Raw genomic sequence first — 23551 nt, 5'->3', positions numbered from 1 at the left:
TAATCGAATTTATGGTGCGGAAATGCTCTCATCATCCTGTATAATGCCGGAAGACTTCGCATCATGATACCGCGCCTCGTTTCGGCAAAAGATAGTTTTCAACATCAGATCGGCGCGCTGAAGCGCCGACTGAGCGAGCTTGGCTTTCAGGGTGACGTGGAAACGGAAGACGGCGCGCGGACGGTAGCCTCGACCGATAACTCCATCTATCAGCTCAAGCCGGCAGCAATCCTCCACCCTCGTGGCATCGGCGACCTGAAGATTATCGCCAGAGCCATATCCGAGCCCGCCTTTTCAGATCTCGCCATCGCCCCGCGCGGTGGTGGAACCGGAACCAATGGCCAATCCCTGACCTCCGGCGTCGTCGTCGATTGCTCCCGGCACATGAACCGCATTCTGGAGATCGATCCGGTCAGGGGGATCGCCCGTGTCGAGGCTGGCGTCGTCAAGGATCAGCTCAACAAGGCGCTTAAGCCATACGGGCTGTTCTTCGCACCCGAACTTTCCACCTCCAACCGCGCCACCATCGGCGGCATGGTCTCCACCGATGCCTGCGGTCAGGGATCGTGTCTTTACGGCAAGACCAGCAACCATGTTCTCGGCCTGCATGTGGTGCTTTCGGATGGCAGCGACTGGTGGTCGCGCCCGCTCGCCGAGATGGAGCTGGAGGAGATCAAGGGGCGTGACGATCGGATCGGCGAAATTCATCGCGTGGTCGATGCGATCGCCAGGGACAAAAGCGAGCTGATCGCGGCGACCTTCCCGAAGCTTAATCGCTACATGACCGGCTACGACCTCGCCCATATCAGGCGCGAAGATGGCCGCTTCGATCTGAACGCGGTGCTGTGCGGCTCGGAAGGCACGCTGGCGATGATCGCCGAAGCCGAGCTCAACGTGCTGCCGATCCCGGCACAATCGGCCCTCATCAACATCCGTTACGGCAATTTCAACACCGCGCTTGAGGATGCGCGGCAATTGGTGGCACTGAAGGTCGCTTCCGTCGAGACGGTCGACGAGAAGGTGCTGGGTCTGGCAAAGGGCGATATCGTCTGGAGCGGCATCGCCCGCTTCTTTCCCGAGGATGCGGCCGGCGCCGCCAACGGTATCAATATCGTCGAGGTGCTGGCCGACGATCGCGACCAGCTGGAACAGAAGCTGGCGGATGTGACCGCCGCCCTTGATGACCTCTCGTCGGCACGACACAAGGGCTATACGGTCGCTCGCGACAAGGCCGAGATCGAGGCGATCTGGTCGATGCGCAAGCGCGCCGTCGGTCTGCTCGGCAATGTCGAAGGACCGGTGCGGCCAGTGCCCTTTGTCGAGGACACCGCCGTTCCACCTGAGAATCTGGCTGCCTACATAGGCGAATTCCGCGCACTTCTCGATGCCGAGGGGCTGGACTATGGCATGTTCGGCCATGTCGACGCCGGCGTGCTGCATGTCCGCCCGGCGCTTGACCTTACCCGCATCGACCATCAGCCGCTCGTGCGCAAGATCAGCGACGGTGTCGTCGCCCTCACCCGCAAATATGGCGGCGTGCTCTGGGGAGAGCATGGCAAGGGCGTGCGCTCGGAATATGTGCCTGATTACTTCGGCGACCTCTATCCCAGCCTGCAGGATATCAAGCGCGCTTTCGATCCCGACGATCGCCTCAACCCCGGTAAGATCGCCTCGGGCGCATCCGGCCCGTTGCTGAAGATCGATGAAGTATCACTACGCGGTGACTTTGATCGCGTCATCGGCAATGATATCCGCACCGCCTTCGATAATGCCACCTATTGCAACGGCAATGGCGCCTGTTTCGATTTCGATGCAGCAAGCCCGATGTGTCCCTCCTTCAAGGCGACGGGCGATCGGCGTTATTCGCCGAAGGGGCGCGCAGCGCTGATGCGTGAATGGCTGCGCCTGCTTGCCGAGCGGAAGGTCGATCCCCGGCGAGAGGCGGAAGCACTGCGCCGCGCCAATCCTTTCGGCAATCTCCTGCAGCGGGTGGCGAACTCCCTCAATCCGGCCAATCGAGACGACTTTTCTCATGAGGTGCGGGCGGCGATGGATACCTGCCTCGCCTGCAAAGCCTGCGCGGGCCAATGTCCCGTCAAAGTCAGCGTCCCGGCTTTCCGCTCAAAATTTCTAGAGCTCTATTACGGCCGATACCTTAGGCCGCTGAAGGACCCACTCGTCGCCGCCATCGAAACGACCCTGCCGCTGATGGCGCGTTTCCGGCCCGGCTACAATCTGCTGACCGAATCGGCCGTTGGAGGAGCCTTGATGCGGCTTGCCGGCCTCACAGCGCTTCCGGCCATGCCGGCGATATCGCTCGAGCGGGAGGCCGCCCGGCTCGGCGTTCAGATCGCCACGCCTGACCGCCTGGCGAAGCTCTCGGAAAACGAATGTGCCCAAGCGGTCGTCATCATCGCCGATGTCTTCTCCACCCATTTCGATCCGGCCGTCGTTATCGCGACGCTCAAGCTTGCACTGAAAATGGGCTTCAAGCCGTGGCTCGTCGTTTCGCAGAACGGCAAGGCCCTGCATGTGCATGGTTATCTCGGTCGCTTCGAGAAGACGGCGGCAAAATCGCGTGACTATCTCGATCGCATCTCGCACTTGAGCATCCCGCTTGTCGGCATCGATCCGTCGATGACGCTGACCTATCGCAGCGAATATGCGGTCCTGCCGTCTGCCAGGCTGCGGGCGCCCGTGCTGCTGCTTCAGGAATGGCTCGCGACCAATCTCGACCGATTGCCGCCGCCAAGGGCTTTGCCGCGAGAGCGCTTCACGCTCCTTGCCCATTGCACGGAAAAGACCAACGCTCCGGCCGCCCTCAAGCAATGGTCCGTACTCTTCGACAAATTGGGTATCGAGCTCGACATGCCCGATGTCGGCTGTTGCGGTATGGCCGGCACCTTCGGCCACGAGGTGTGCAATCGCGCCATCTCGGAAAAGCTTTATGCAATGAGCTGGCAAGACAAGATCGCTGAGAGCGGCAATCGGGCCATACTTATGGCGACCGGCTTTTCCTGTCGTTCGCAGGTCGCCAAGATCGATCGCCAGGCTATCCCGCACCCGGTCGAGATCCTCGTGCGGCTGATTGGCTAATCGCCGAAGAGCCGTTTCCAGGGCAAAAACACATGTGGCGCCCGAAGGCGCCACCTATAAAACAATAGAAAGAATAGCCGTTTAGACGGCTTCTCTCATCCGGATTTTCTCCAGGCTGTAGACCTGCCCGAAACGATTGGCAAGGAAATCGCCGAGATCGATTTCTTCCTGGCAGACGAAGCCCTTAGCCGGCAGCTTGCCTTCAGCGAGGAGATCGAGCACCGTCGTAATGCCGGCTGCAGTGGTGATCTGGATCGCGCTCATCTTCTTACCGGCGACAACGCCTGCATAGACCTTGTTGGCATAGGTCTCCTGCATGTAGCGCCCCTCGCGCCAGCCGCAGACGGTGACGAAAACGACGACCACGTCTTGCATGGTGGCGGGCAGCGCGTTTTCGAAGAGATCCTTCAGCACGTCACGGCGGTTCTTGAGGTTCAGGTCGTTGAGCAGCGCCTTGATGATGGCCTGGTGACCGGGATAGCGGATGGTGCGGTAGTTCATCGTCCGTACGCGGCCGGAAAGCGTCTTGGCGAGCGTGCCGAGGCCACCGGACGTGTTGAAAGCCTCATAGGTGACGCCGTCGAGCGAGAACTCTTCGCGCTCTTCCATCGCCGGCACGGTGACGAGCTTGCCTTCGACGATCGCTTCGCATGGCTCGATATATTCGTTGATCAGGCCGTCCGTGCTCCAGGTCAGATTATAGTTCAGAGCGTTCGACGGATATTGCGGCAGCGCACCGACGCGCATGCGCACGCTGTCGAGGCTGTCGAAGCGCTTGGCGAGATCATTGGCGACGATCGAGATGAAGCCCGGCGCGAGACCGCACTGCGGGATGAAGGCGGTGTTTGCTCCTTGAGCCAGCTCCTCCACCTTCTTGGTGGTCGCGACATCTTCGGTGAGATCGAGATAATGCACGCCGGCTTCAAGCGCTGCTTCCGCGACGAAACCAGTGAGATGGAACGGCGCGGCCGACAAGACGGCGAACTTCCCCTTCAAAACGCCGACGAGCCCGGCGCGGTCGGCAATGTCGACGGCCGCGGTGGAAATTGCAGAGTGGCGATCGATCTTATCGAGCTGTTCCTGGCTCCGGTCGGCAACGACGACCTTGTAATCGCCAGTTTCGGCCAGCATCAAAGCAATCGCCCCACCGATTTTGCCTGCGCCAATGACCACTATGTCTTTCATATAAATCCCCTGCATTTCGCTGATAAGATTTTTATAAGTGTAGGTAGGAGCTGAACGATTCATAGCGACGAAAAACGCATTTCGTTGTATAAATCCATACAAATTGACGAAGTAATTTTGCAAAATGCAGGATCCACCATGCAGGTTACCGATAAAGACCGTGAACTGATCGCCTTGCTCGGCCAGAATGCCCGGATGCCGGTTGCGACGCTCGCCAAAAAGCTGTCGCTGTCGCGCACCACCGTTCAAGCCAGGCTTGAACGGCTGGAACGAGAAGGCGTGATTACGGGCTATGGCGTGCGGCTGTCGGAGACCTATTCATCCGGTCTCATTCGGGCGCATGTGCTGATCACGATCGCCCCTAAAGCACTGTCGGCGGTGACGGCGTCGCTGGATGCGATTCCTGAGGTAACCACGCTCCATTCGGTGAGCGGCACCTTCGATCTGATCGCGATCATCGCAGCACCCTCGATCTCTCAATTGGATCAGCTGATCGACGGCATCGGCACGATCGACGGTGTCGAGCGCACATTGTCATCCATCGTCCTTTCGACGCGGATTTCGCGTTAGAATCGGGCCGAGGCTAAAAGCCCCTTACTTCGTAGTGTGTTATGCCGACGCATAGCGGAGGAAAACATATAAATTTCATAGATATAAATGGAAATCATCTGAAACGAGTTCAGGTCACCGATTCGGCTCATAAACGGTCAGCACGGCAAGGTCCAACCAACCGGAGCACCGAGTGCCAAGGAAAAGGCAGCTAAAAATTAGCTGCCTTCCTATCTCATCGCACGGGTGATGGCTGTGGCCTCATGACGCAAGGCGCGCCGCTTAGATCCCTAGCGAGGCATCACTTGCACGTCTCTATTCGCTTCAATGCCGCCGTAATTCCAGACAACGAATAGGAATAGCTCGTCGCGGTTCCTCGTCTGGAGACTGCCTGCAGTTCAAGCTGCGCGCCGCCCTTCATGGCACTCACCATGGTGGGCTCCTGTGTCTCGTCTTTCACCCAGCCGTGCCGATCCTTGGTGAACATCGGAAATGTCTTGTCGCCGACCATCGCGGTCATCGATGCACCATCTTTCAAATCATAACCCATTGCAGCTTCTGGGACCAATTTGTCCCCCGAGGCAAGGCGCGAGACAATGAAAAAATTATCCCCATGGTCGACGCTGGAGGGCTTTTGTTCGATCGGTCTCGATAGAACGTAGCAACTGACGCTGTCGCCGGATTTGAAGGAGTATGCGCCCCAGTGGTCGAATTGATCGATTCGGACGGGCACTTCGGCATGCGCCACTCCGGCGCAGATTGCCACGAAGACCAGAGCGGGGGCGAAATTTCTAACAAGCATAGTTTCCTGCCATTTCTTGTTTCAAGGACATTGAAAGCGAGAGATGCACTCACACGCGCGGCAGTTTCGGTGCGGTGCGTTAGCTGATTGTTAATGTGTCGGTTAAAATTTGTTCATGTTTCGGAACGTGTGGATAACCAGCCCGATAAGGTCGAACATCAGGCCTTTTTCCAGCTGCGTGTCAGGCAGACGGCGAATTTAGCAATCCCCGTACGATTTCAAGGGTGCAGACCGGCTTCAACCCAAAAATGGGCCTAGCGCCAAGGGCGTCATCTATGGTTCCTGACTCTCCGAAACCTTTGGGGAAAACGGCGTCTCATCTCACACTAAAGGATTAATTCCATGACGAAATTTCGCTTCGCCCTCGTGGCGTCGGCAGCGGTGCTTTGCCTTGCGGGCACGGCCAGCGCCGAAGACCTGACCTTCACGCTCAAGAACGGCACCAAATCGGTACTGACCAATTTCTACACCTCGCCGGTCGGCGTTAATAATTGGGAAGACGATGTCTTCGGCAAGCAGGTGCTGAACCCGGGTGAAAGCATCGAGATCACCATCGGCGACGGCCGGACAGTCTGCAAGTACGACATGAAGTTCGAATTCGAGGAAGGGTCGAACCTCGACACGACAACCGACACGCAGAACCTCTGCGAACTCGGCACCTACACCATCCACGAATAAGACCGGAGAGGTGTCTGCGCCACGATCGTTTCGTGTCCACAGCGCCCCTCCCTCCCAGCAAACCCACGATTGCCTAAAACAAACGGAAGCCCCCATGAAAAAAATGTTGCTTATCGCCGCTGCGTTTGCAGCCCTGCCGTTGCTTGCGAACGCCAAGACGCTCGCCTTCCCAAGCGAAGCGCCTATTGCCAGTGTCAGCATTCCCGACAACTGGAAGCCGCAGGAAACCGAATCCGGTATCGACGCCAACTCGCCAGACGCCGCCATCTACTTCGCGCTCGATGTTGCCACCGGCGACAATGTCGACAAGGTCATCAGCGATGCTGTCGATTTCCTTGACAAGAACGGCGTCAAGATCGACCCGAGCTCCCGCAAGGACGATGACAGCAACGAGATCAATGGTATGAAGCTGTCTGTGCTGAACTGGCAGGGTACCGATTCCGATGGCCCGGTGAACATCAACCTCGGCCTTCTCTCTCCGGCACCCAACAAGCTCCTCGTTCTGACTTACTGGGGCTCCAAGGAGGATCAGGCCAAGCACGAGAAGGAAGTTCTCGATATCATTGGCTCCATCAAGCCTGCGAAATGATCGTTGCCTGAGGAATGCCGCGGCGCAGCGGCGACAGGCACTATCGATATGTTGTGGGCTCGCCAAACGGCGGGCCCATTTTCGTTGGAGACGCTGCCCAATGTCCTCATAGGAGCCATACGTTCGCATCGCTTGTATCTGCGGCTGAAATCATGCGATGACACCAGACTGAGCGACACAGACGAGCGGAGCCACGCGATGAAGAAGATCGGATTCCTTTCATTCGGCCATTGGACGCCCTCGCCTCAATCTCAGACGCGGTCGGCATCCGATACCCTGTTACAATCCATCGATCTTGCCGTCGCGGCCGAAGAGCTGGGGGCGGATGGCGCCTATTTTCGCGTGCATCACTTTGCCCGCCAGTTGGCTTCGCCCTTTCCATTGCTCGCCGCCGTCGGGACAAAAACCAGTCGCATCGAGATCGGCACCGGCGTGATCGATATGCGCTATGAAAACCCGCTCTACATGGCGGAAGATGCCGGCGCGGCCGATCTGATCTCCGGCGGCCGCCTGCAACTCGGCATCAGCCGTGGCTCTCCCGAGCAGGTGATCGATGGCTGGAGGCATTTTGGCTATGCTCCAGCGGAGGGAGAGAGCGACGCGGATATGGGCAGACGGCACGCGGAAGTCCTGCTTGACGTCCTGCGCGGCCAAGGCTTTGCCAAACCCAACCCACGTCCGATGTTTCCCAACCCGCCTGGCCTATTGCGGCTGGAACCCTATTCGGAGGGGCTACGCGAGCGAATCTGGTGGGGTGCGGGCTCGAACGCCACCGCCGTATGGGCAGCAAAGCAGGGAATGAACCTGCAGAGCTCGACCCTCAAGGACGACGAAACCGGCGAGCCCTTCCATGTACAGCAGGCTGCACAGATCAGCGCTTTCCGCGAAGCCTGGAAAGAAGCCGGCCACATGCGTGAGCCGCGGGTCTCCGTAAGCCGCAGCATCTTCGCACTGGTCAACGATCTCGATCGCGCCTATTTCGGACATAGCGGCAAGGATGCCGACAAGGTCGGCTTCATCGATGAAAATACGCGCGCCATTTTCGGCCGGAGCTATGCTGCCACGCCCGATGTGCTGATCGAAGAACTGGCAAAGGACGAGGCGATCGCGGCGGCCGATACGCTGCTTCTGACGGTGCCCAATCAACTCGGCGCCGACTACAATGCCCATGTGATCGAATCTATCCTCACCCATGTCGCACCGGCTCTCGGTTGGCGCTAGAGTTTCCGAGTTAAGCCTAAACGTTGGAATCTGCCCGCAACAGATTGTTTTCTTTGCGGACAGATCTCCAGATATTACATCGGTGACGGTGCTCGGACCCGATCAGCCCTTCGGATGAAGGCGTTGCAACAGGCTCAGCATGATCAGGACAATAAGAGCCATGATCGAGGAATAGGCCACCAAAGGCCATGCACTGGCGCCGTTCAACATGGTGACAGACATCGTACCTGCCAGGCTGACGATCAGGCTCTGGATGCAAAAATAGAATGCCACGGCCGACCCGGCGATATCATCGAAACGTGCCAAAGCGCCATTGGCCGTAACCGACGCCGTAAAGACGATGCCGACAGCCATGATCCACATCGGAAGCAGAAAGCTTGCGAAGGACGGTGAGCCGAAAATCTGGCCGCCGGTCAGAACGACGGCTCCGCACATCAGCAATAGCATGCCCCTTTTGACGCAGCCCGGGACACCCCATTTGCCGACGAATTTTCTGGCGAAACGCGCCGTGATGATCATCACGACGGCAACGGTTGCAAAAGCGATGCTGAACGCAAGCTGCGAATAGCCGGCATGGCCGATCAGAATACGCGGCGCGGTCGAGAAGAACACGAAGAATGTGCCCATCGCGGTGCTGAAAGCCAATGTGTAAACCCAGAACGAGAGGCTGCCGAAAATCGGCAGAACGGAACGGCGCGGTACCGCCGAATCGATCGACCGCGTCTCATGCCATCGGAACACCGCCTGCGCAGCGGCTATGATGGCCAAGATGCCAAGCAGGTTGAAGATAGCACACCATCCGAAATTATCGGCGATAACGGCCCCGGCGATTGGGCCGAGCGCGGGTACGAAAGACAGAATCGCTCCGAAGGCGCCGTAAATGACGCTGCCTTCCTCCCGGTCGGCATAGACATCGCGAACGGTTGCAAAGGTCGCGACCAGTGCCGCAGAGGCGCCCGCTGCCTGAAGCAGGCGGCAGACGAGGAATGCAGTTGCGGTCGATGAACCGGCCGCACCAAACGAAGACGCGGCAAACAGAATCGCCCCGCATAGCAACACAGGACGGCGACCGATGCGATCCGAGATCGGGCCGAAGGCGATCTGCCCGACCCCAAGGATGATCATATAACCGCTGAGCGTCAGCTGGATCATTGCCGGCGTAGTGTTCAATATGCCGGGCATCGATGGCACGACGGGAAGATATATATCCATAGCCAGCGAGGCGAGTATATCGAACGGTGCCATCAGCAGCAGCGCCGACGACAGCGTGTAGGCCCACAAAGGGCGTGTTTTAGACATGGAAAAATCCGCTCGAAGGAGAAATCGAACGGCGCCTGCCTACAGTCTCGAAAGGAATGGGATCGACAGAACGCCGCAACAACAAGGTGAGCTGTTGCGGCTTATCTATCTGCTGTTGCTAAGCTTCCCATGCCGATGCTCCGTATGGCGAAAGTCTGACGATGCCACGGCCTTAGCAGATCACACAACGCACGACAACCAGACATAGAGGCGCTTTGCCGCAGGTTGAGGCCATCGGCGACCTTCATTCCCCATAGAAATAGACGCCAAATCTAATGAATTATTAACCATGAACATGCCCTAAGTACTTGTAATTTCATTACTGGAGCAGATCATGTCGCGTGCGTCGAAAATGAACGAATTGGATGATCGGCTCGACTTTGTCGGACTGGGGCAAGACGCCCGTCAGGCCCTCACGGAGTTGCAGCCCATCATTGAATTTGCCGTCAAGGGTTCCCTTGATGTCTTCTATGAGAAGATCACCAAGCATCCTCAGATGGCAAAGTTCTTTTCGTCGCAGCAGCATGTAGCCCATGCCAAATCCAAGCAACAGGAGCATTGGAAGACGATCGCGCTGGGCAAATATGGCCCCGATTATGTCGAAGCCGTTTCGGCGGTCGGCAGGACACATGCCCGCCTTGGGCTGGAACCGCGCTGGTATATCGGCGGATACGCCATGATCCTTGAAGGCATGGTGCGCGCGATTGTCGCTCAGCAGCTGAAGGGCGTGCTGGTGCGAAAGCACGAACAGGCATTATCACGCCGGCTCTCGGCAATCATCAAGGCTGCCCTTGTCGATATGGATTATGGCATTTCGGTCTATCTGCAGGTGCTCGCCGATGAGCGCGACAAGGCCGAAAGCGAGCGTGCGGCGGCCCAGCGCGAGCAGGAGCGAGCACTTTCCGCACTTGGCCTTGCTCTCACCAGCCTTTCAAACGGCGATCTGACGGCTGATATCACCGAAGCGCTCTCTGCGGAATTCGAGATGCTGAAAAGCAACTACAACGGCTCGATCGCGTCTCTTGGAACGGCCATGCAGCGCATCGAAGATTCGGTCACACGCGTCCGCGACGAGGCCGGCTCGATTTCTTCGGCCGCCGACAACATGGCTCGGCGTACCGAACAGCAGGCTTCCGCGCTGGAAGAGAGTGCGGCTGCCATCGAGCAGATTACCACCATCTCCGAGCAAACCGCCGAACGCACGCGCGAGGTTCAGGCTATCGTCAAGGAATCGGCATCCGAGGCCGAGCGCTCGCGCGACGTGGTCCAGCAGGCGGTATCCGCCATGGACGATATCGAAACCTCCTCGCGCAAGATGACCGACATCATCTCCGTGATCGACGATATCGCCTTTCAGACCAATCTTCTGGCGCTGAATGCCGGCGTCGAGGCTGCAAGAGCCGGAGAACAGGGTAAGGGTTTCGCCGTCGTCGCGCAGGAAGTTCGCGAACTTGCCCAACGCTCGGCGACAGCCGCAAAGCAAATCAAGGATCTGATCGACCGGTCTTCCAATGACGTGCGGCGCGGTGTCGAACTCGTCAACCGCACCGGGGAAGCACTCGAGCTCATCGGCAACCAGGTCGCCTCCATCGACCGCAATGTCGGCGCCATCGCGCGCTCGACACAGGAGCAGGCGGTCGGCATCAGCGAGATCAATTCGGCGGTCCGCAACATGGATCAGATGACGCAGCAGAACGTGGCGCTCATGGAGGAGACAAACGCCTCGACACGCCATCTCGCCGACATCAGCAACGAGCTCGCAGGCCTGGTTGGGCGCTTCAGGACAGTGCGCTCGGGAACGCGAACCGGCGCGGTGAGATTGAAACTCGCCGGTTAAGGCCCGATCGTCGTCAATCGATCGACATCGGCAATCCGCCGTCCCAGGCGCCACTCGGGACGGCGGTTTTTTAGACGTCCAAAGATGGCAGTTCCTCGACTTCGGCAATCAGCCATTGACGGAATGCTTTCATCGAAGCCGTCTCTGCTCGCGACTTCAATCGCGTCAGCCAGTAGCTTCCGGTCATCGCCGTAATCTGAAAAGGCTGCACGATGCGGCCAGCTTCGATTTCATGTGAGAACATGGCGACCGGGACGAGCGCCGCACCGACACCACGTGCCGCAGCCTCGACCAGAGTGAGCGAGGAGTCGAACATCCAGCCGCGAAGATGCGGCGGGGTAAGGCCGGCCGCCCTGAACCAGAGTGACCATTCATCGAGCCGATAGGAACGCAACAGCTCGACTTCGGCAAGATCGGCGGGCTTCCGCAATCTCTGTGCGACCGTTGGAGTACAGACGGGAGACAGCGGCGCATCCATGAGGTGGATTGCCTCCGTTCCATGCCATGCGCCATCGCCGAAGCGCAGAAAGAAATCCAACCCGTCGAGCACCATATCGGCGCGATTATTGTTGGTCTTCAGCCTGAGATCGACATGCGGATGCTCCGCCTTGAAGTCGCTTAACCGTGGCAACAGCCAGCCGATAGCGAACGTGCCCACCACGCCGATGGTCAGGATTTCATCGAAATTACCTTCCTCCAGCTGGCTCAACGTCGCGCTCATGCGGCGAAACGCATCCGTCAGCACCGGAAGCAACGCATGCCCCTCGTCGGTCAACGCCAAGCCACGCGGCAGGCGCTTGAACAGGGTGACGCCCAACACCTCTTCCAGCGCCTTGACCTGATGGCTGACCGCCGTCTGGGTCACCCGCAGCTCCAGTCCAGCTCGCGTGAAACTGCAGTGCCGGGCCGACGCTTCGAAAACCCGCAACGCGTTGAGAGGCAGTTGTGAAATGTCCATTGTGTCCAATGCCCAAGTTTTTCTCATGCCTAAGCCCAAAATTGATCGTTTGTCTAGGGCACGAAGCAGCGCCATAGTCTGCGTCATGAGGTGATTGCAGGCTCCAATGACGTCCACGGAAGCCATGCTGCGCACCTCTGACCAACAGACATCGAAGTGGAAACAGGTATGACAATCCTATTGTCACGCCGGCAGACTCTTGCCGGCAGCTTGCTTGCGATTCCCGTCCTGGCGAGTGCGACAGCGAAGGGACACGCCGAAGACAAGAATAGCGGCGAGCAGCAACTCGCTGCGTTGGAGAGCAAGCACTCCGGGCGCATCTGCGTCAGCGTTCTCGATATGGCAAGCGGCAAGCGCATCGAACATCGAGCCGGTGAACGCATCCTGATGTGCAGCACCTTCAAGGCGTTGGCCGCAGCACTGGTGCTTGCCCGCGTCGATAAGGGTGACGAGACGCTAGACCGGCGCATTCACTATGCGAAAAGCGATATTATTCCCTATTCGCCGGCAACAAAGGCGAATGCCGGCAAAATCGGTATGACTATCGGGGAACTCTGTGCGGCGGCCGTGACCCTGAGTGACAATACGGCCGCAAATCTGCTGCTTGCGAGCGTCGGCGGCCCAAAGGCGGTCACCAACTTCTGCCGCAATCTGGGGGACGACATCACCCGCCTTGATCGCACGGAGCCGACGCTCAACTACCACGACACGCCGGATGACGAGCGCGACACGACGACTGCGGCCGCAATGCTGGGCAATTTGCGCCAGCTTCTCTTCACCGACGTGTTGGCGGCGCCATCCAGATCGCAGCTTGCCGCCTGGCTCATTGCCAACAAGACAGGTGATGCGCGCCTGCGTGCCGGCCTTCCCAAGACCTGGCTGGTCGGCGACAAGACAGGCACCAACGGCGATAAGGATGGCAACGCAAATGACATAGCCATCCTCTGGCCATCCGAGCGTGCCCCGATCATCGTTACGGCCTATTGCGAAATCCCCAAGATCGCGGCGAAGGAACGGGACGCGGTCATCGCCGAGATCGGCCGCATCGCCTCCGAAATCTAAGTCATGATCACGCGACGGCTCTGACGAGCCATCGCCTTTTGCCCTTATCTCGCGACAAGCTAGCCACCGATACCGGTAGAGGATATCCCTTGAACTCACATTTCATTCGACTGCGGGCGCTGAGCATTGTTGCCGGCTGCTTCTGTTACGGCGTGACCGCATATGCTTCAGACAGCGAAGACCAACAGCGCCTGGAGAAGATCGTCGACACCACCATCGCACCGCTCATGAAGGACAACGATGTTCCCGGGCTTGCGGTGGGCGTTATCGTCAAAGGCCGGCGCTACACCTTCAACTATGGCGTGGCTTCAAAGGAGACCGATCAGAAGGTTACCGACGATACTATTTTCGAGCTCGGCTCCCTGAGCAAGACCTTCACGGCGGCGCTTGGATCTTATGGCGTGATCACCGGCAAACTGTCGCTTTCCGATACTGCCGGCAAATACATGCCGGAGCTATCGGGCAGCCACCTCGACAGTGTCAGCCTTCTCGATCTTGCCACCTACGCCGCAGGCGGCCTGCCTTTGCAGTTCCCGGACGAGGTGACCGACAATGACAAGATGATCGCCTACTATCGGGACTGGAAACCGTCCTACGTGGCGGGGACCTACCGCCTTTATTCCAATCCGAGCATAGGTCTTTTCGGCTATCTGGCGGCGCGAGCGATGGGTGAGCCGTTCGATACGTTGATGCAGGATAAGATCATCGCCGGCCTCGGCCTCAATCACACCTATGTCCGGGTTCCGCCGGCCGAAATGGGCAATTATGCTTACGGCTATTCGAAGCAGGGCAAGCCGATCCGCGTCAATCCCGGCGTTCTGGACACGCAAGCCTACGGCATAAAGACCACTGCGTCCGACATGTTGCGCTTTCTGGAAGCCAACATGACTAGCAGCTCCAAGCCGGACGATAGTTTGCAGCGCGCCATCGCAGCCACGCATGTCGGCTACTACCACATCGGGACCATGACCCAAGGTCTTGGCTGGGAAATCTATGCCTACCCGACAACGCTTGCCCGACTGCTTGCCGGCAATTCGTCCGACATGGCTTTCGATCCACACAAGGTCGATCGTCTGTCACCGCCACAACAGCCACGCCCGGAAACTTTGCTGAACAAGACAGGCTCGACGAACGGGTTCGGGGCCTATGCCGCCTTCATTCCCGCTCGACAGATCGGCATCGTCTTGCTGGCAAACAAGAACTATCCGATTACGGCCCGCGTCACCGCTGCGTACAAGATCCTGACGGCAATCGAAAACACCCCATCTTCCAACGGCGGATAACGGAATCACGTTTTCGTGTAAGGCTTTATCGGCTCCAAGGCCGGCTTTCGGTAAAATCATCGAAAGCCGGCCTTGGAGTTATGAGTCTATTATTATCGGGTCTCCGACGCTCGGTTCGGCACGGCTTCCGTCTGAGAAGCCTCCGTTCCGTTGAAGAATTCCTGCAGGAGCCGGGTAATCCGCTCTGGCGATGTGCCCTTGGCATATTCTTCCTGCATCCGGCGTCTAACCAACATTTCCAAGACTGACATGTCTTTCACCTCATAAATCCGGCGCAAGACAAATGTGGCTCTCATTGGCACGCCAGACAAGTTACAGTTTTTTCATGGTTTGCCCGATGAAAATTTAAGATGTCAGCATTATTTTAGAGCGCCGAAACAGGGGCTTGGCATCGCACCGAAGTGTGATTACAAGGCCCTTCGCCAAATATCGTCACATCGTAGAATTGAAAGCGGCCAATCGGTCGGTTGTTTGCGTTTCATTAACTTCCGTGCTTTAGCGCGCACACCCCGACCTTTGGATGAGGTCGCATGCAAGGAATGAATAATGCCCGTTAAGAAAAGCTCTGCCTCCGATGTCTTCCAACGCAAGATTTCGGAATTCTGCGACCTGAGGCTCGCGCCGCTGCTGCAACCGCACAGCTTCGAAAACCTGAAGGGTTTCATGATTGGGCTAATCGTCTTCAGATCGCGCCCGCCGCTGCGGGCTGGAAGAATAGACTGGCAGGAAATCGCCACACTCTGTGGCATGGACACGGAAATGAGTGCGGATTTCAAGCGTGCCGCCCAACCTGGCTTCGATGCCATTCTTCGTTGGTTGAGAGCCACGCAGACCAATACGGCGAGCGTTCCGGCGGCACCTTCCAAAAGCCCGGTTCGTGTTGTTGCCAAGACCCGCATCCGCATACAGTCGGATCGGCGTATCGCTCAGCCCGAACGCCGCGCAGTGGCTTCCTGATAGTCCCTTAATGACATCGGTCCGAAACCGATGCGCCCAAGCAAAGACATCTCGACGCCGCCTCATGAGGCGGCGTTGCTTTTTTCCGAAACGGGCTTCTGTGGCGCCATAATCGCAGACCGTCGACGCGGCATGTTGCCGAAGAGACCGCCCGGCCGCACCAGCAAGATGATGCAGAGCATGACACCGATCGCCACGATCTGCAGCGATGCGGCTCGAGCCTGCTGCTCAGGCGAAAAAAGGACGCTCGTCAGCGCACCGGAACCCGCCCAAATGCCCCAGACGAGGATGCTGCCGATGACAGCGCCCTTGTTGCTGCCCGAACCGCCGACGATCAACATCACCCAGACCTGGAAGGTCAAGGTCGGAACATAATTGTCAGGAGCGATGAAGCCGATGAAATGCGCCTGCATGGCGCCGGCAAGCCCCATGATGGCGCCGCCGACGGCAAAAGCCTGCACACGATAAAACCGCGCGCTCTTGCCGAGCGAAATGGCGGCACGCTCGTCCTCGCGCAGCGCCTTGAGGACACGCCCCCAAGGGCTTTTTGCCAGATGCTCAAGCGCGAAATAGACGATCAGTATCATCACGACGACGACGCCGAGATTGGCAAGATTAAAGAGCAGAGGCGTTTCGGCAAGGCTGGAGAACAGGCGCGGAATGAAGCCGATACCGAATGGGCCGCCGGTCAGCTTTTGTGCGTTTAGCGCCACAAGCTGGACGACGACGGCCACGCCGAATGTGGTAATCGCCAGATAGTCGGATTTCAGCCGGAGCGTGGCAATGCCGATGATGGCAGCGGCAATGCCGGCAATCACCATGGCTCCGAACCAACCGGCGAGGATCGGCAGGCCGAACCCGCCGAGCCGCCCGGCCGTATCCGGCGTCGTCAGCAAGGCTGAACTATAGGCGCCAATGGCAACGAAGCCGGCGAGACCGACATTGAAGAGGCCCGTCAGCCCCCATTGCAGGTTCAAACCGAGCGTGATGAAGGAGAAGATCAACGCTGTGGTGAGAAAGAACGCGCCGTAGCCAATAATATCCATCATCGCTCTCTCACTCCGAAAAGGCCGATCGGCCGAACGAACAGCACTGCCATCAGAATGATGAAGGAGATGGCGGCACGCCATTCGGCACCGACAAGCTGAACGGCCGCCGCCTCGGCAAGACCGATAATAAGGCCTCCGAGAACGGCGCCCGGCACGCTGCCGATACCGCCGAGAATGGCGGCGGCGAACATCGGCAGCAACATGTCGAAGCCCATCAGCGGGCGGATCTGCACGAGAATGCCGATCATCACGCCGGCGACGCACGCCAATCCCCCGCCAATCAGCCAGGTGACGCGCACGACCTTGGCGACGTCGATGCCGACGACGCGGGCAAGCGCGGGATTTTGGCTCAGCGCCTGCATGGAGCGGCCCGTCTGCGTCCTCGTCATCAGCATATGCACGCCGAAAACCAGAAGCGCGGTGACGATCAGAAGGGCAATCTGATCTGGGGTGATGCGAATGCCGAAGCCAACAGGCATGGCGATCTGGATCGCACGGCTGAAGTAGGTTGGCCGCGAGGTGAAGAGAAACTCAAGAAGGCTGCGCAAAGCCATGGAAGCGCCGAAGCTCGCCATGACGACGATGATCGATTGGCCTTTGGCGCGCAATCGCGCAAACAGCACCTTGTCGAGCGCGAGAGCAAGAAGGCCGGTAAAGCCCATTGCCACGATCACCGCCACGATCAGCGGCCAACCGAAGGAGAGTGGCCCGATCGGTGCAACCTTGCCGAAGACAGCGCCGATCGCACTAACCACAGCAAGCGTCGCGTAGGTGCCCCAGGCCATGAAATCGCCATGAGCGAAATTGGAAAAGCGCAGGATCGAATAGGTGAGCGTCACGCCGATGGCGCCAAGGCCGATCATCGAGCCTGTCAGCAATCCGTCGACGATGAATTGCAGGTTCATGCCGCACCTCCCTTTACTGACGTCACCGGCCGTTGGCCGAGATAGAGTTCAGCAACGACAGGGTCGTTCCAAAGCTCCGATGCAACGCCCTCATGCCTGTCTTTGCCCTCGACGAGCACATAGGCGCGGTCGCCGATGGCTAGCGCCGCCTTGGCATTTTGCTCGACGAGCAGAATGGTGACACCGGATTTTCGGATCTCGGTTAGCATGTCGAAGACCATCGAGACGAATTTTGGAGAGAGACCCGCTGAAGGCTCATCAAGGACGAGAAGCTTCGGGTGAACGATGAGTGCGCGCGCAACGGCCAGCATTTGCCGCTGACCTCCCGAGAGATTGCCGGCCGCAATGCGGCGGTGACGCGCAAGATCCGGAAAGGTCGCATACATCTCTTCGATACGAACAGGCACGTCCTTCGGCTTCAGAATGCCGCCGGCCACCTTCAGATTGTCTTCGACGGACATCAGCGGGAAGACATTTTCGGTTTGCGGCACGAAGGCGAGACCAAGCCGCACCATGGTGTGTGCGGGCGCACTCGTGATATCCCTGCCGGCTAGTTCCACCGTGCCGCTTTCGACCGGAACCAGACCGGCAATGGCCTTGATGAAACTCGATTTTCCTGCACCATTGGGACCGAGAACGACGACGATTTCCTTCTCCGCCACCGTAATCGAAGCCCCGCGAACAATCGGAACGCCAGGCTCATAACCCGCGACAAGATTACGAACGCTCAACACCGGTTCGCTCATGCCGCGCCCCCCAGATAAGCTTCGATGACGCGCGGATCGCGAGCAACCTCCTCCGGCGTTCCCTCGCAAAGCAGTTGCCCACTCGCCATCACGAGCACGCGGTGACACAGACGTGTGACCATATCGATATTGTGCTCAATGAGAAGAAAAGTAACGCCACGCTGATTGATATCGCGGATGCGGTCGATGATCGTTTCCAGAAGGGTCGCGTTGACCCCGGCCGCCGGCTCATCGAGCAGAATGAGGGCCGGATCTGCCATCATGACACGGGCAAGCTCCAGAAGTTTGCGCTGACCGCCCGATAAAACGCGGGCCGGTTCGTGCGCCAGACGCGTCAGGTGAACAAGTTCGAGCAGGTCCATCGCCTTGGCATGGGCTGCCTTCTCCTGAGCGGCGACTTTCCACGGCCGCAGGAAATTCGATAGCAACCGCTCTCCGGCCTGGTCCTGAGCCGCCAGCATGACATTGTCGAGCAGCGTCAGATTGGGAAAAGGCCGAGGGATCTGAAAGGTGCGGCCAAGACCGCGACCAATGCGGCGATGAGCCGCCTCGCCTGCAACTTCGGCGCCGTTCAGGACGATGTCACCGCTGCTCGGCGCGACGCTGCCGGCCAAAAGATCGAACATGGTCGTTTTCCCGGCGCCGTTCGGGCCGATCAAGCCGAGGATCTCGCCTTGGCGCACATGGAATGAAACGTCGTTGACGGCCACCAGGCCGCCGAAACGCCGCACCACGTTTTTTGCCGTCAGAACAGGCCGGGCTTCCTCCCCATGCCGTTCAACTGTCGTACTCATGAGATCCCTCTGGTCGGAAAGCGATCGTCGTCGCTTCCCTGATTATTTGATTTGTGATCACACTTGCATTGATCACGCTAATCAGCTTTAATCCTCTTCGCAAGCCGAAAAAGGGATTTCGAATGCAAAAGGCCACCGCCGACAAGAGCGATCCGATTGCCGCACAGCTTGCGCCAGTGGGGCGAGAAACCGTTCAGGACAGAGTCTATCTGGAACTGCGCCGCGCGCTGATCGGCGGCCTTTTCGAGCCGAGCCAGGTATTGACGATCCGCGGCTTGGCCGATGCGTTGATGACCAGCACCATGCCGGTGCGCGAGGCACTCGGTCGGTTGATCACCGAAAAAGCGCTGGAAGCGCTCCCCAACCGATCCGTTCGCGTACCGCCGATCACGCTGGAGCGCATGGACGATCTTCTGCGCGCCCGTATCCTCATCGAGGGCGAAGCGATCGCGCTTGCCGCCACTCGCATGACCTCGCGCCAGATTACGACTATCGAGAGCATGCTCGGCGAGTGGGACGAGATGCGTGCGCTGAAGCACAAGAAGGATGTCGACCGCGAAGTGACGCTCAACCAAGCCTTTCACTTCGAGATCTATCGCGCCTGCGGCTCCGCCGTTCTCATCCCGATGATCGAAAGCCTGTGGCTGCAGTCCGGTCCCTGTATCCGCGTCGCCATCTATGCCTTCTCGGACGCCGGCGAAATCGACACCGCCCATTATCACCGCACGATCGTCAAGGCGATCGCTGCGCAGGATGCAAAAGAAGCCCGCGATGCGCTGGTCGCAGACATCAGCCGGCCATTCACCTTCCTGCGCAATAAACTGGAAGCCGAAGCCAAAAAGGGCCAATCCGCATGAGCCAACGCGCCATAAAAATCACAGAACCACGCTCCGGTCTCAGCGTTTTTGCGCCGCTGATCGAGGCGAAGGCACCCGACAATACCGCCTTTCTCTGGAGTTACCTCAGCGAACCGCGCGTCGTCGGGGGTATTCATGCCATGTGGACCGGGCCGGAAATTTCCTGCCCGATCCCGCCGGCGCATCTCAAGGATGTGTCCTACGCGAACGCCCTGCCGGCTGAGAATGCAACGCTGACGCCGCAGCCCGGCGATATCGTGCTTAGCTATGTGCCGCCGCGCATGTGGGGCGGCAATCCCGACGCCATCTTTGATATCGGACTGTTCTATGGACAGGGCGCGCGTCTGCTCTTCCCAATCGGCTGGCTTGCCGGCAGCGTCGTCGCGCAGGTGCGTCCAGATGAGCGCGAGCAATTCGCCGCCGCCTGTGGCGTCATCCGCCGCAATGGCGCCTGTGACGTCACGTTCGAGCGTGCGGAGATCTGACATGGCCGCGGCAAGCGACGACAGTTTCGAGTTGTTCGATCTCAGGGTCGAGGCTGTTATCCCTGAGGGCAAGCCGATTTATTGCGGCGCCAAGCAGGGCGACTATTTCGAGCTCAAGGGCGAGATGCTGTCCCTGCCGCCGGGACAGGGCTTTTCGATCTATTCGATATCCGCCGTCCTGCCGTTGCTCGCGGCCAAACAGCGACCAACCCATAAGAACGACTGGATGACCTCGGATGCGGAAATCGCCTGCCCCGACCCGAACTGCGCGAGCCGGCTGCGGATCGTAAGAACGAGCAAGCGGCGGTTCAGCCATGCCGAAACGACGGCTGTGCCGTTGCCCGAAGGAGAATGAACCGCATGACCGCCAAGACTTTTGAGCTCAGCCCCGGATATAAGATCTCCCGCGTCATCCGCGGCGGCTGGCAGCTTGCCGGAGGACACGGCGCCATCGATCGCGTCCAGGCCGTCACCGATCTGATCGCCGCCTTCGACGTCGGCATCCGCACCTATGATTGCGCCGATATCTATACCGGGGTCGAGGAACTGATCGGCGAGGCACGGGAGCGGCTTCGCAATGAACGCGGCGCGGAAGCCGCAGGTGCCATGAAGGTGCACACGAAGCTGGTGCCCGATCTTGAGAAACTGGCAACGATCAGCCGTGACTATATCCAGGGGATCGTCGACAAGTCGCTGAGCAAGCTGAAAACCGAGCAGCTCGATCTGGTGCAGTTTCACTGGTGGGATTACGCCCTGCCCGGCTATCTCGAAGCGCTGAGCTGGCTGGACGAGATGCGCCGGGAAGGAAAAGTCCGCAATGTCGGCACGACGAATTTCGACACGCCGCACATTGCCGAGATTCTGAAAGCCGGCATTCCGCTGGTCAGCCAGCAATTGCAATATTCGGTTCTCGATCAGCGGCCGTCGCACAGCCTCGCCAAGCTGGCTGCCGAGAACGATGTGAAATTTCTGTGCTATGGATCGGTGGCCGGCGGCTTCCTGAGCGACAAGTGGCTCGGACAGCCGGAGCCCGAGATGCCGCTCGAGAACCGCTCACTCGTCAAATACAAGCTGATCATCGACGATTTCGGCGGCTGGGAGCTGTTCCAATCGCTGCTTGCTACGCTAAGAGCCATCGGCGATCGTCATAGCGTCGATATCGCCACCATCGCCAGTGCCTGGGTGCTGGAACAGCCGCAGGTGGCCGCCGTCATCGTCGGCGCCCGCAATCAGGCGCATGCGCTTGCCAACGCCAAGATCATGGATGTCGCCCTTTCGGACGACGACCGCCGGCAGATCGCCGGCATCATCGCCCAGAGCCCGGGCCTCGAAGGCGACGTCTATACATTGGAGCGCGATCGCACCGGCAGGCACGGCTCGATCATGCATTACAACCTCAATGCGGGGAAGGTATGAGCCAGGAATCGTCTCTTTTCCAAAAGGCCCGCGCCGAGGTCATCGATTTCCATCGCTTCTTCGAAGCCTGGTACGATGCAGAAACTGCCGGCAGCACCGATTTCGATCGCTGCGAGCGCACCTTCGGCCATGCTTTCCGCATGATCCCTCCGACTGGCCGCATCTTCGATCGCGCTGAAACCATCGAGCTGATCCGTACAAATCGCGCGAGCTTTCGCGGGGATTTCAGCATCGAGATTTCGGATATCCACTCGAGCTTCGAAACCGAGAACACGATCGTTCTCACCTATGTCGAGGCGCAGATGCGCGCCGGCAAATATAGCCGGCGTCAAGCAAGCGCTCTTTTCACCGCAAGTTCATCGGCACCCAACGGCGTCGAATGGCAGCATCTGCATGAAACCTGGCTGCAGATGCCGGAGACCTGACAGGTTCGCAAAAACAGAAATGAAAATCGTTGACCGAACAAGGGGAACAAAGATGAAGAAGACGATATTTCAAATCACCACGGCTCTGGTCCTGTTAACCGCAGCCGGCGTCGCTAATGCCGCAGACTGCAAGGTAACGGTCGGCCTGGTGATGGAGCTGACCGGTCCGGCCGGTGAATACGGCCAGGCTGGGGCCAAGTCCGTCGAGATGGCCTTCCGCGATATCAACGCCGCTGGCGGTGCCCACGGCTGCGATCTGGTAACCGATACGCGCGACAGCCAGAGCCAGGGCAATGTCGCCGTCGACGCAGCGACCCAGCTCGTTCAAGTCAAGAAGGTCCCGGCCATCATCGGTGGCATCATCTCTTCGGTGACGATCCCGATCCTGACCTCCGTGACTGCGCCAGCCAAGATCGTCCAAGTGTCGCCTGCTGCCTCCTCGCCGACGCTGACGGCGCTCGGCCGCGACGGCAAGACCAACGGCATCTTCTTCCGCACCATCACCTCGGATTCGCTGCAGGGTATCGCAGCCGCCAAATATGCGATCGACAAGGGCTTCAAGAAGCTTGCGATCATCCACGTCAACAACGATTTCGGCGTGAACATGGTCGCCGAATTCTCAAAAGCCTACAAGGCGCTCGGCGGCACCATCGTCTCGACCACACCTTACAATGAAAAGCAGTCGAGCTACGCCTCGGAAGTCACCGCCGGCATGGGCGGCGATCCGGACGGCCTTTATCTCGTCAGCACGCCGGTCGACGGCGCGACCATCGCCCGCACCTGGATTTCGCAGGGTGGTCCGCAGAAATTCCTGCTCAATGACGGCATGAACAGCCCTGACTTCATCGATTCCGTCGGCGCCGACTATCTGAAGGAAGCCTATGGCACGTCGTCCGGTACCAGTCCGACCCCGTCGACCGATTATTTCAATAAGAACTACAAGGATTTTTCGGGCATCGAGCCGACCAACCCCGCCGCCGACCGTGCTTACGATGCCGGTGCGATCGTGGGCCTTGCGCTTGCTATCGCCGGCGATGATACGTCGAAGCTGAAGGACGACATCTATAAGGTTGTCGACCCCAAGGGCACACCGATCTATGCCGGCAAGGAAGAATTCGCCAAGGCTCTCGGCCTCATCAAGGAAGGCAAGCCGCTCCGCTACGAAGGCGTCATCGGCCCGGTCTCCTTCGACCAGTATGGCGACATCACAGGTCCGTTCCGTCTCTGGAAGATAGCCGACGGCAAGGTTGCAACGGATGGCGAGCTGTCGATGGAAGACGTTGCCGCGCTGAAGGACAAGATCAAGTAGACCGTCCCTTGAAGACGCGGCGAGGCGTGCTTCCCGGCACGCCTCGCGC

Annotated in this window: 24 protein-coding genes; 15 read left to right on the top strand and 9 right to left on the bottom strand. The window is 58.9% G+C overall.

The genetic code is table 11. The annotated features are described in order from the left end of the window. Window positions 1–63: 63 nt before the first annotated feature. A complete protein-coding gene (locus HGP17_RS13700) occupies window positions 64–3096 on the top strand; it encodes an FAD-binding and (Fe-S)-binding domain-containing protein (protein WP_168809746.1) in 3033 nt (1010 codons plus the stop codon). Between the two features lie 81 nt (window positions 3097–3177). On the opposite strand, the gene HGP17_RS13695 is transcribed toward HGP17_RS13700, so the two are convergent. After that, the gene (locus HGP17_RS13695; protein WP_281412758.1) at window positions 3178–4296 is read right to left on the bottom strand and encodes a saccharopine dehydrogenase family protein; all 1119 of its coding nucleotides are present in this window, start codon (window positions 4294–4296) and stop codon (window positions 3178–3180) included. A gap of 123 nt (window positions 4297–4419) precedes the next feature. On the opposite strand from HGP17_RS13695, the gene HGP17_RS13690 reads away from it, so the two are divergent. Next, a complete protein-coding gene (locus tag HGP17_RS13690) occupies window positions 4420–4851 on the top strand; it encodes an Lrp/AsnC family transcriptional regulator (protein ID WP_168809742.1) in 432 nt (143 codons plus the stop codon). 280 nt (window positions 4852–5131) lie between these two features. Here HGP17_RS13690 and HGP17_RS13685 read toward each other — a convergent pair whose 3' ends face one another. Continuing rightward, complete coding sequence (locus HGP17_RS13685) at window positions 5132–5632, bottom strand: invasion associated locus B family protein (protein WP_168809740.1); 501 nt, start codon at window positions 5630–5632, stop codon at window positions 5132–5134. A gap of 342 nt (window positions 5633–5974) precedes the next feature. Here HGP17_RS13685 and HGP17_RS13680 point away from each other — a divergent pair, with 342 nt between their 5' ends. The 3 genes from HGP17_RS13680 (at window position 5975) to HGP17_RS13670 (ending at window position 8120) form a co-directional block, all read left to right on the top strand. Continuing rightward, window positions 5975–6310: a hypothetical protein gene (locus HGP17_RS13680; protein WP_168809738.1), complete on the top strand. Its 336-nt coding sequence runs from the start codon at window positions 5975–5977 to the stop codon at window positions 6308–6310. A 94-nt stretch (window positions 6311–6404) separates the two neighbouring features. Next, window positions 6405–6899 carry a histidine kinase gene (locus tag HGP17_RS13675; protein WP_168809736.1) on the top strand — a complete coding sequence of 165 codons (495 nt, stop codon included), beginning with the start codon at window positions 6405–6407 and terminating at the stop codon, window positions 6897–6899. Between the two features lie 198 nt (window positions 6900–7097). Next, window positions 7098–8120, top strand: a complete 1023-nt coding sequence (locus HGP17_RS13670) for an LLM class flavin-dependent oxidoreductase (RefSeq protein ID WP_168809734.1) — start codon at window positions 7098–7100, stop codon at window positions 8118–8120. 102 nt (window positions 8121–8222) lie between these two features. On the opposite strand, the gene cml is transcribed toward HGP17_RS13670, so the two are convergent. Continuing rightward, a complete protein-coding gene (cml, locus tag HGP17_RS13665) occupies window positions 8223–9419 on the bottom strand; it encodes a CmlA/FloR family chloramphenicol efflux MFS transporter (protein ID WP_168809732.1) in 1197 nt (398 codons plus the stop codon). A gap of 334 nt (window positions 9420–9753) precedes the next feature. On the opposite strand from cml, the gene HGP17_RS13660 reads away from it, so the two are divergent. Beyond that, window positions 9754–11256: a globin-coupled sensor protein gene (locus tag HGP17_RS13660; RefSeq protein ID WP_168809730.1), complete on the top strand. Its 1503-nt coding sequence runs from the start codon at window positions 9754–9756 to the stop codon at window positions 11254–11256. Between the two features lie 70 nt (window positions 11257–11326). On the opposite strand, the gene HGP17_RS13655 is transcribed toward HGP17_RS13660, so the two are convergent. Further along, window positions 11327–12214: a LysR family transcriptional regulator gene (locus HGP17_RS13655; RefSeq protein WP_168809728.1), complete on the bottom strand. Its 888-nt coding sequence runs from the start codon at window positions 12212–12214 to the stop codon at window positions 11327–11329. Between the two features lie 168 nt (window positions 12215–12382). Between HGP17_RS13655 and bla the strand changes: the two genes are divergently transcribed. Next, window positions 12383–13276, top strand: coding sequence for a class A beta-lactamase (gene bla, locus HGP17_RS13650; protein WP_168809726.1), 894 nt, complete (start codon window positions 12383–12385; stop codon window positions 13274–13276). A gap of 104 nt (window positions 13277–13380) precedes the next feature. Continuing rightward, window positions 13381–14559, top strand: a complete 1179-nt coding sequence (gene ampC, locus HGP17_RS13645; protein WP_348648938.1) for a class C beta-lactamase — start codon at window positions 13381–13383, stop codon at window positions 14557–14559. 92 nt (window positions 14560–14651) lie between these two features. On the opposite strand, the gene HGP17_RS13640 is transcribed toward ampC, so the two are convergent. Beyond that, window positions 14652–14810: a hypothetical protein gene (locus HGP17_RS13640; protein ID WP_168809724.1), complete on the bottom strand. Its 159-nt coding sequence runs from the start codon at window positions 14808–14810 to the stop codon at window positions 14652–14654. A gap of 295 nt (window positions 14811–15105) precedes the next feature. Between HGP17_RS13640 and HGP17_RS13635 the strand changes: the two genes are divergently transcribed. After that, window positions 15106–15516: a hypothetical protein gene (locus HGP17_RS13635; RefSeq protein ID WP_168809723.1), complete on the top strand. Its 411-nt coding sequence runs from the start codon at window positions 15106–15108 to the stop codon at window positions 15514–15516. Window positions 15517–15578: 62 nt separating this feature from the next. Here HGP17_RS13635 and HGP17_RS13630 read toward each other — a convergent pair whose 3' ends face one another. Genes HGP17_RS13630 through HGP17_RS13615 form a run of 4 tightly spaced genes read right to left on the bottom strand, consistent with a single transcriptional unit; the run spans window position 15579 to window position 19010 of the window. Then, window positions 15579–16565: a branched-chain amino acid ABC transporter permease gene (locus tag HGP17_RS13630; RefSeq protein ID WP_168809722.1), complete on the bottom strand. Its 987-nt coding sequence runs from the start codon at window positions 16563–16565 to the stop codon at window positions 15579–15581. Beyond that, on the bottom strand, window positions 16562–17470 hold the full coding sequence (locus HGP17_RS13625; protein ID WP_168809721.1) for a branched-chain amino acid ABC transporter permease: 909 nt from the start codon (window positions 17468–17470) through the stop codon (window positions 16562–16564). The genes HGP17_RS13630 and HGP17_RS13625 overlap by 4 nt, the downstream gene beginning before the upstream one ends. Next, window positions 17467–18216 carry an ABC transporter ATP-binding protein gene (locus HGP17_RS13620; protein WP_168809720.1) on the bottom strand — a complete coding sequence of 250 codons (750 nt, stop codon included), beginning with the start codon at window positions 18214–18216 and terminating at the stop codon, window positions 17467–17469. Before HGP17_RS13620 ends, HGP17_RS13625 begins: the two co-directional genes overlap by 4 nt. After that, window positions 18213–19010, bottom strand: a complete 798-nt coding sequence (locus HGP17_RS13615) for an ABC transporter ATP-binding protein (RefSeq protein WP_168809719.1) — start codon at window positions 19008–19010, stop codon at window positions 18213–18215. The genes HGP17_RS13620 and HGP17_RS13615 overlap by 4 nt, the downstream gene beginning before the upstream one ends. A 122-nt stretch (window positions 19011–19132) precedes the next feature. Between HGP17_RS13615 and HGP17_RS13610 the strand changes: the two genes are divergently transcribed. From HGP17_RS13610 to HGP17_RS13585, 6 genes are read left to right on the top strand one after another with little or no spacing between them, the layout of a single operon-like run. Continuing rightward, complete coding sequence (locus HGP17_RS13610) at window positions 19133–19867, top strand: GntR family transcriptional regulator (protein WP_205925961.1); 735 nt, start codon at window positions 19133–19135, stop codon at window positions 19865–19867. Then, complete coding sequence (locus tag HGP17_RS13605) at window positions 19864–20352, top strand: DUF3830 family protein (protein ID WP_168809717.1); 489 nt, start codon at window positions 19864–19866, stop codon at window positions 20350–20352. Before HGP17_RS13610 ends, HGP17_RS13605 begins: the two co-directional genes overlap by 4 nt. Before the next feature lies 1 nt (window position 20353). After that, window positions 20354–20707, top strand: a complete 354-nt coding sequence (locus HGP17_RS13600) for a TIGR04076 family protein (RefSeq protein ID WP_168809715.1) — start codon at window positions 20354–20356, stop codon at window positions 20705–20707. Between the two features lie 5 nt (window positions 20708–20712). After that, window positions 20713–21768 (top strand): aldo/keto reductase, encoded by a 1056-nt coding sequence (locus tag HGP17_RS13595; protein ID WP_168809713.1) that lies wholly within the window; start codon window positions 20713–20715, stop codon window positions 21766–21768. Then, the gene (locus HGP17_RS13590) at window positions 21765–22193 is read left to right on the top strand and encodes a DUF4440 domain-containing protein (RefSeq protein WP_168809711.1); all 429 of its coding nucleotides are present in this window, start codon (window positions 21765–21767) and stop codon (window positions 22191–22193) included. The genes HGP17_RS13595 and HGP17_RS13590 overlap by 4 nt, the downstream gene beginning before the upstream one ends. A gap of 52 nt (window positions 22194–22245) precedes the next feature. Further along, the gene (locus HGP17_RS13585; protein ID WP_168809709.1) at window positions 22246–23502 is read left to right on the top strand and encodes an ABC transporter substrate-binding protein; all 1257 of its coding nucleotides are present in this window, start codon (window positions 22246–22248) and stop codon (window positions 23500–23502) included. Window positions 23503–23551 lie beyond the last annotated feature (49 nt).

Source organism: Rhizobium sp. P38BS-XIX (assembly GCF_012641435.1).
Lineage (GTDB): Bacteria > Pseudomonadota > Alphaproteobacteria > Rhizobiales > Rhizobiaceae > Rhizobium.
This window is presented reverse-complemented; position numbering and strand designations above follow the sequence as displayed.

What these genes read in the sequence shown, in the direction of transcription:
- HGP17_RS13590 (WP_168809711.1), top strand. Translation starts at nt 21,765, where the DNA reads ATGAGCCAGGAATCGTCTCTTTTCCAAAAGGCCCGCGCCGAGGTCATC.
- HGP17_RS13680 (WP_168809738.1), top strand. Translation starts at nt 5,975, where the DNA reads ATGACGAAATTTCGCTTCGCCCTCGTGGCGTCGGCAGCGGTGCTTTGC.
- HGP17_RS13635 (WP_168809723.1), top strand. Translation starts at nt 15,106, where the DNA reads ATGCCCGTTAAGAAAAGCTCTGCCTCCGATGTCTTCCAACGCAAGATT.
- bla (WP_168809726.1), top strand. Translation starts at nt 12,383, where the DNA reads ATGACAATCCTATTGTCACGCCGGCAGACTCTTGCCGGCAGCTTGCTT.
- HGP17_RS13670 (WP_168809734.1), top strand. Translation starts at nt 7,098, where the DNA reads ATGAAGAAGATCGGATTCCTTTCATTCGGCCATTGGACGCCCTCGCCT.
- HGP17_RS13695 (WP_281412758.1), bottom strand. Translation starts at nt 4,296, where the DNA reads ATGCAGGGGATTTATATGAAAGACATAGTGGTCATTGGCGCAGGCAAA.
- HGP17_RS13700 (WP_168809746.1), top strand. Translation starts at nt 64, where the DNA reads ATGATACCGCGCCTCGTTTCGGCAAAAGATAGTTTTCAACATCAGATC.
- HGP17_RS13625 (WP_168809721.1), bottom strand. Translation starts at nt 17,470, where the DNA reads ATGAACCTGCAATTCATCGTCGACGGATTGCTGACAGGCTCGATGATC.
- HGP17_RS13595 (WP_168809713.1), top strand. Translation starts at nt 20,713, where the DNA reads ATGACCGCCAAGACTTTTGAGCTCAGCCCCGGATATAAGATCTCCCGC.
- HGP17_RS13615 (WP_168809719.1), bottom strand. Translation starts at nt 19,010, where the DNA reads ATGAGTACGACAGTTGAACGGCATGGGGAGGAAGCCCGGCCTGTTCTG.
- HGP17_RS13690 (WP_168809742.1), top strand. Translation starts at nt 4,420, where the DNA reads ATGCAGGTTACCGATAAAGACCGTGAACTGATCGCCTTGCTCGGCCAG.
- HGP17_RS13655 (WP_168809728.1), bottom strand. Translation starts at nt 12,214, where the DNA reads ATGGACATTTCACAACTGCCTCTCAACGCGTTGCGGGTTTTCGAAGCG.
- HGP17_RS13640 (WP_168809724.1), bottom strand. Translation starts at nt 14,810, where the DNA reads ATGTCAGTCTTGGAAATGTTGGTTAGACGCCGGATGCAGGAAGAATAT.
- HGP17_RS13620 (WP_168809720.1), bottom strand. Translation starts at nt 18,216, where the DNA reads ATGAGCGAACCGGTGTTGAGCGTTCGTAATCTTGTCGCGGGTTATGAG.
- HGP17_RS13660 (WP_168809730.1), top strand. Translation starts at nt 9,754, where the DNA reads ATGTCGCGTGCGTCGAAAATGAACGAATTGGATGATCGGCTCGACTTT.
- HGP17_RS13610 (WP_205925961.1), top strand. Translation starts at nt 19,133, where the DNA reads ATGCAAAAGGCCACCGCCGACAAGAGCGATCCGATTGCCGCACAGCTT.
- cml (WP_168809732.1), bottom strand. Translation starts at nt 9,419, where the DNA reads ATGTCTAAAACACGCCCTTTGTGGGCCTACACGCTGTCGTCGGCGCTG.
- HGP17_RS13685 (WP_168809740.1), bottom strand. Translation starts at nt 5,632, where the DNA reads ATGCTTGTTAGAAATTTCGCCCCCGCTCTGGTCTTCGTGGCAATCTGC.
- HGP17_RS13605 (WP_168809717.1), top strand. Translation starts at nt 19,864, where the DNA reads ATGAGCCAACGCGCCATAAAAATCACAGAACCACGCTCCGGTCTCAGC.
- HGP17_RS13630 (WP_168809722.1), bottom strand. Translation starts at nt 16,565, where the DNA reads ATGATGGATATTATTGGCTACGGCGCGTTCTTTCTCACCACAGCGTTG.
- HGP17_RS13585 (WP_168809709.1), top strand. Translation starts at nt 22,246, where the DNA reads ATGAAGAAGACGATATTTCAAATCACCACGGCTCTGGTCCTGTTAACC.
- HGP17_RS13675 (WP_168809736.1), top strand. Translation starts at nt 6,405, where the DNA reads ATGAAAAAAATGTTGCTTATCGCCGCTGCGTTTGCAGCCCTGCCGTTG.
- HGP17_RS13600 (WP_168809715.1), top strand. Translation starts at nt 20,354, where the DNA reads ATGGCCGCGGCAAGCGACGACAGTTTCGAGTTGTTCGATCTCAGGGTC.